The organism is uncultured Nostoc sp., assembly GCF_937863485.1.
Lineage (GTDB): Bacteria > Cyanobacteriota > Cyanobacteriia > Cyanobacteriales > Nostocaceae > Nostoc.
Genome location: NZ_CALMFY010000161.1, coordinates 1 through 5,922, shown reverse-complemented (window position 1 = coordinate 5,922; position 5,922 = coordinate 1). Strand labels below are relative to the sequence as shown.

Genomic DNA, 5,922 nt, shown 5'->3' with positions numbered 1-5,922 from the left:
GATCTTTCGTCGATCTCATTTGTTATTTCGCCGAACGCATTTTTTATTTCGGCGAACTCATTTGTTATTTCGGCGAACTCATTTTTTATTTCGGCGAACTCATTTGTTATTTCGGCGAACTTACAGCGCTTTTCAAGTAATTGAACTATACCACTCGCTACTCCCCATCTCATCTGTGGTCTAAATACCTGAAAAATGCTGTAATCTGTGAGACAGCAGTTGGGCAATTTGCTGATTAATAATTGCAACATCAAAACGCCCACTAGCAGTAGTCCGGGCATTGTTAGCTATGGTTGCAGTTATTTCCGTCTCTTGAAGACAGGTGATAATTACTTGTGCAAGTTCCTGGGGTTCTCCTGGTGTCACTAGAAAACCATTAAGTCCGTGTTCTACTAATTCCATTACACCGCCAGCTTTTGCTGCAACTACAGGTTTTCCACATAGCATCGCCTCAACAATTACTCTACCAAAAGGTTCTGGGGAAGTAGAGGTATGTGCTACCAAGTCACAAGCTGCCATTAACTGGGGAACATCTGAACGAAATCCTAAAAATTTGACGCGGTTTTCTAGTCCCAGTTGGGTAACTTGTTGGTGTAACTGTTGGACGTAATCTTGTTCGCCAAACAATGCATCACCCACTAAAATTGCCGTCACCTCTGGCGGACATTTGGCAAGGGCATCAATTAAAATATGCTGCCCTTTCCAAGGTGCAAGACGGCTAAAGTGTCCAACTACAAATTTTCCTGACAATTCTAACTGTTGCTGTAACTTATTAATATCAGACTCATCAGTTTGATAAATTTTTGGATCAAAGCCGTTATAGACAACTTCGATGATGTCTGAGCGTCCTCCTGCTTGCAAAAAGGCTGTTTGACTAGCTTGGGAATTAGCAATTATTAATGATGCAAAGCGATTAGCTAAGTTAACAGCAATGCGAAGATTAGTTTGGCTAAAATGTTCTGTAGAAAGAATATCATGTAAATGATAAACTAGAGGGCGACAACTGAAAAAACTTGCTAATGCCCCTACAACTAATGCTTTTTGGGTATTAGCATAGATTAAATCGTATTCACGCGCTTTTTTAACTACCTTAGTAATCAAAGGTGCAAGTTGTCCCAGACTTTTTAATCCTTGTACCAAACTGCTTTCTTTGTGAACTTGGATTGCTTGAGTTGCGAGAACTTCTACTGGGATATGATTTTGCTGTAGTAGATGTTTAAATGGGCCATCTGCAAATAAACCTACCAAAGCGCGATCGCCATATGGTTTAGCAATATCTATTAAACATAATTCTGCACCGCCTGGTTTACCGCTTTGGTCTAGGAAAAAAATTCTCATAAAACCTCTAGTTTATCTAATTTGACTCACGCAGCACCTTTAACATCTATTACAATCACTTGTTTAAGCTAATAAAATATTTCGTACTTGTTGGGCAATTTGATTCCAGTCGTAGTGTGTAATGGCATACTGGCGACAGGCTGAACGTGAAGGTATGGGGATATTTGCCAAAAGCACTTGTTCTAATTTTTCAGCAATAGCTGAGGCTTCTATTGAAGTAGTAATTAAATCGGGTGAAAATTCTGATAAAATTTCTGGCATTCCCCCAAGTGGGGTACATAAAACAGGAGTACCACAGGCTAGAGACTCAATTATTACTAATCCAAATCCTTCAAAAGATTGACTAGGCATGATAGTTAATTCGGCAGCTTGGTAAGCTATAGGTAATTGCTCATCAGGGAGAAAACCTAAAAATTTAACGTTGTCGTCTAGTCCTAATTCTGTAGCCTGTTGTTGTAGTGCAGCTTGGATGTGACCACGACCTGCGATCGCTAGCCAAACATCTGGTATTCTGGGCTTAATTATAGCCAGTGCCTGCAATAATTTGTCAACTCCGGTTCGATGTACTAAGCGGCGGGATGTAAATATGATTCGGCGATTACTAGGCCAGCCTAGCTTTGTACAAGCTTCCTGGGGTGATAAATTTGGTTGAAACCAGTTAATATCAACTCCACCAGGAATAATATTAATTTTGCTCCACGGTACTTGATATTTATCATGTAAAATTTTACCAAATGCTTTGCTCAAAACAATGAAGCGATCGCAGCGATTATAAGTGTTTTGTTCTATTAACCAGTGTTTGATCAAAAGACTGAGATTTTTATTAACTACCTCTTGCTGACTTTCAGAAGCCCAAGGGCCATGAAAGTTAAAAGTAACTGGTACTCCCTTTGGTAAAATATCTAAAATAGGAAAGCTATATAATGCAAAGTGCAAATTAATAGCATCTGGTTTGCTTGTTCTTGTTTTTTGGAAGTTAGTGCGAATCGACCATAATCTTTGCCAAATAGCACTATCAACAGAAGCCAAGTTAGTTAGCTTAATCGGTGAATTTATTTCAGTCTCTGGTAGACCGACTCCACATAATTCAACCTCGTCTTTATTTGCTGCTAATTTATGAGTTAATTCATAAATATACCTTTCTAATCCTCCAGGATTTTGGGGAAACCAGCCTAATCCAAGGGTGAGAATAGATGCAGATGATGAAGCAAAACTTATTTCTTTATTACCTTCCATCAATGTGTCTCCTATAAATGTATTAAAACAGTAGGGGCAATTCATGAATTGCCCTAACAGCGTGTTTGTTATATCCCAACCTGAATTACTATAATTTACAAATACACATTACAAATAAGAGTTTTTTATAGAACACCAATTTATAAACTATTTATATGCAAACGTCAACAACGAATTAAAACCTGTGTTTTTATTAACTAAAGAACACTGACTACAATATAGATGATTCCTGCAAGTCAACAAGCTGAGTCGTAGACAGAGAAAGGAAACAACCAATATCACCTAATTTATGAATAAACAATTTTGTATTAATATTTACAATTTTGGTTTTGATCAGAGTAAATATTAATACATAAAAAGATATTGTTTAAGATACTTGCTAAAAGAATGTTATTTTGATAAAGTTTTGTGAATAGAATTTTTGTAATCTAAATTGTTTGTTATTGATATTTAATCAGATGTTATGTCTCTAAATAAATTATATTTTATCCAGTTGAAAATAGTTAGATTTTGTGCGGATCTTATAAATAGTGATTGTATATAAATAATTAAAAGCTTAAAACTTATATGAGAAATAAATTACTGACGCAGTTAGTAAAACTTCGTCACCAGCTAAATCAGCACATAAAAAAATTATCTAATATTAGATATTTACAAAGAAGTAAAACTTTCAACTTTTTACTCAGTCTGACTGCTGGAGTAATTGTTACTACCATTGGAATTACAACAGACTGGGCGATAACTGGAACACCCACACTCACGTACAAAACATCATGGATAGGTAATACTTTTGGCAGTGGAAATCTACGAGTACAAAATAATATTGAGGCAATGTATGTTGCCCCTGATGGCACAGTTTATACCAATAGCCATTGGGATGAGGCGGGAATGGAGGCTGCCATATATAAAGATGGTAAAGTTATTGGTGCGATTGGGGATACTCACGGCTGGAGTCGTGGCGGTGGCAAAGCTGTAACAGCAAATAGTAAATATATTTACATTGCCATGACTCAGGGTTCGAGGGGTAAAACAGATGAAGATTACCCACCTGAAGGAACAACTTGGCATTGCGTTAGACGCTATGACTTGTCGGGAAAACCTGCGCCGTTTCCTAATGGGCGTGGCTGGGATAAAAGTATGTTAATTACTAGCACTAAAAGTGAAATCACTGGATTAGCAACTGTGGAAAACGAGTTGTATGTGAGTGATTTTGCTGCTAATCAGATTCGTGTCTATGATCCTGATACGATGAAGGAACTCCGCAGCTTTACCGTTGCTAATCCGGGAGCAATAACTATTGATCCCCAAAAAAATCTCTGGATTATTCAAAGCAAAAATGGTGGTAATCCTGCCAAGATTCTCCATTATTCCCAGAATGGAAAGGAATTGCCCCAACAGATTGCAGATATTGTTGAACCAACAGCGATCGCAATTGATCATCAAGGTAAGCTGTTAGTGGCAGAAAATGGGCCACGTCAGCAAATGTTGATTTATGACATCAAAGATCAGCCCGTGCAGGTGGGTAGTTTTGGCTGTAAAGGCGGTATCTATGCAGGAGTTGCTGGTGAAGTTCAAGATTTGAAACTTTACGGACTTACCGGAGTCGGTACAGATACTTCAGGTAATATCTATATAAATAGTGATGGTTTCAACAAATCAGGAACAGATTTGCGGAAATTTTCGCCATCGGGAAAACTAATCTGGCGATCGCTGGGATTGATATTCGTCGATAATGCAGATGCCGATCCTAAAACTGATGGTGTAGATTTGTTCACCAAACAAGAACACTATCTGATGAACTACAGTAAGCCTGCTGGTAAGCAATGGACTTACAAAGCCTACACTTTAAATGGTTTCAAATATCCTCAAGATCCACGTCTGCATACATCGCCAGATGGAACCTTTGTTCGCCGCATCAAAGGGAAGCCGTTTTTGTACCTCACAGATATGTATAGCAGCTTCCTGCAAATATATCGTTTTAATCCAGCCACAGATGGCAAAATTGCGATCCCAGCCGGAATGTTTGTCGGTACCAATAGCGGAGATAAACCATTTCTCACCGGGAATTGGCCACCGCATCAACCAGAAAAAGGGGAATGGATCTGGCGCGATCGCAACGGTAATGGCAAATTTGAAAAGAACGAATATGATACCAGCAAAGATTATCCCTATATCGGCGGATGGTGGGTAGACAGCAAAGGAGATGTGTGGAAAGCTTTGCGAACCCAAGATGGCATTCGCCACTATCCTTTACAGGGAATAGATGCTAAAGGCAACCCCATCTACAACTATAGTTTGATGCAGAAGCAAACTACTCCCAAGATATTTAACGACTTGCGGCGGATCGAATATTTCCCGGAAACAGATACTATGTATTTGTCAGGCTTCACAGTAGATCACCCTGCATTCGGTGACGATACTGGAGTTGTTGGTTCTGAGATTGCCCGTTTTGACAATTGGAATAAAGGTAATCGTACTCCCAAATGGCGGATTGTAATTCCCTACGACACCACTGGCAAACATGAAGTGTCTACGGCTGCAATGAGTGTGGCGGGAGACAAAGTATTCGCCGTGACAGTTAAAACCGCAGAGGTATATGTCTATAATGCCAAGACGGGAGTGCAAGTACAACAGTTAAAACCAGGCCCAGAAGTTGGTAGCGAAAGTGGCTGGATTGATATCCCCTACGGTATCCGCGCTTTTCGGCGTTCCAATGGTGAGTATCTAGTATTTGTGGAAGAAAATTGGAAAGGAAAAGTGATTATGTATCGGCTGGCGGGGTGAGCATCCCAAATGTGCAAAAACCTTGATAGCCCTCATCCCCTAACCCCTTCTCCCAAGCATGGGAGAAGAGGAATTTCTCCCCTCTCCCATGTTTGGGAGAGGGGCTGGGGGTGAGGGAAGAGAGTTAAGCAAAATTGGGATGCTCCCTGGCGGGGTAAGTATTTTTTCATTGCAGCTCTGCCGCTAGTTTTGAGGCGGAGCCTCTTACTAGGCATTCCCAGTCAGAGACTGGGAACGAGACAAAGCCTTTTTACGTACCTCAAATGTTGGGGGATGGGGAAGGTTAGAAAGAAAATTTGTGCCGTCTGCAATGGGACAGGCACAATACGCATAATCTAAATTATCTAGAGTGAAGCCATAACGCACCCTACTTAAGATTTACTGCATTAATGAGTCTTTGATACTCGTGAATGAGTCTTTGAACTCCGTCAACGAGTCTTTGATACTCGTAAACGAGTCTTTGAACTCCATTAAAGAGTATTTTATACACATGAATGAATATTAGAACTACATAAACGAGTATTATATACTCATGAACGAATATTTGAAAATCATTATAGAATA

General features: G+C 39.5%; 4 protein-coding genes. 2 read left to right on the top strand and 2 right to left on the bottom strand.

The window, feature by feature from the left end; translation table 11 throughout:
- Window positions 1-184 (top strand): hypothetical protein (locus Q0541_RS20645; protein ID WP_298914471.1); only part of this gene is annotated, 184 nt, incomplete at its 5' end.
- On the opposite strand, the gene Q0541_RS20640 is transcribed toward Q0541_RS20645, so the two are convergent.
- On the bottom strand, window positions 181-1,338 hold the full coding sequence (locus Q0541_RS20640; protein WP_298914468.1) for a glycosyltransferase: 1,158 nt from the start codon (window positions 1,336-1,338) through the stop codon (window positions 181-183). The two genes, Q0541_RS20645 and Q0541_RS20640, sit on opposite strands and share 4 nt — an antisense overlap.
- 63 nt (window positions 1,339-1,401) lie before the next feature.
- Window positions 1,402-2,574 carry a glycosyltransferase family 4 protein gene (locus tag Q0541_RS20635; protein WP_298914463.1) on the bottom strand — a complete coding sequence of 391 codons (1,173 nt, stop codon included), beginning with the start codon at window positions 2,572-2,574 and terminating at the stop codon, window positions 1,402-1,404.
- A 567-nt stretch (window positions 2,575-3,141) separates the two neighbouring features.
- On the opposite strand from Q0541_RS20635, the gene Q0541_RS20630 reads away from it, so the two are divergent.
- Window positions 3,142-5,358: a hypothetical protein gene (locus Q0541_RS20630; protein ID WP_298914460.1), complete on the top strand. Its 2,217-nt coding sequence runs from the start codon at window positions 3,142-3,144 to the stop codon at window positions 5,356-5,358.
- The last annotated feature ends 564 nt before the right edge of the window (window positions 5,359-5,922 follow it).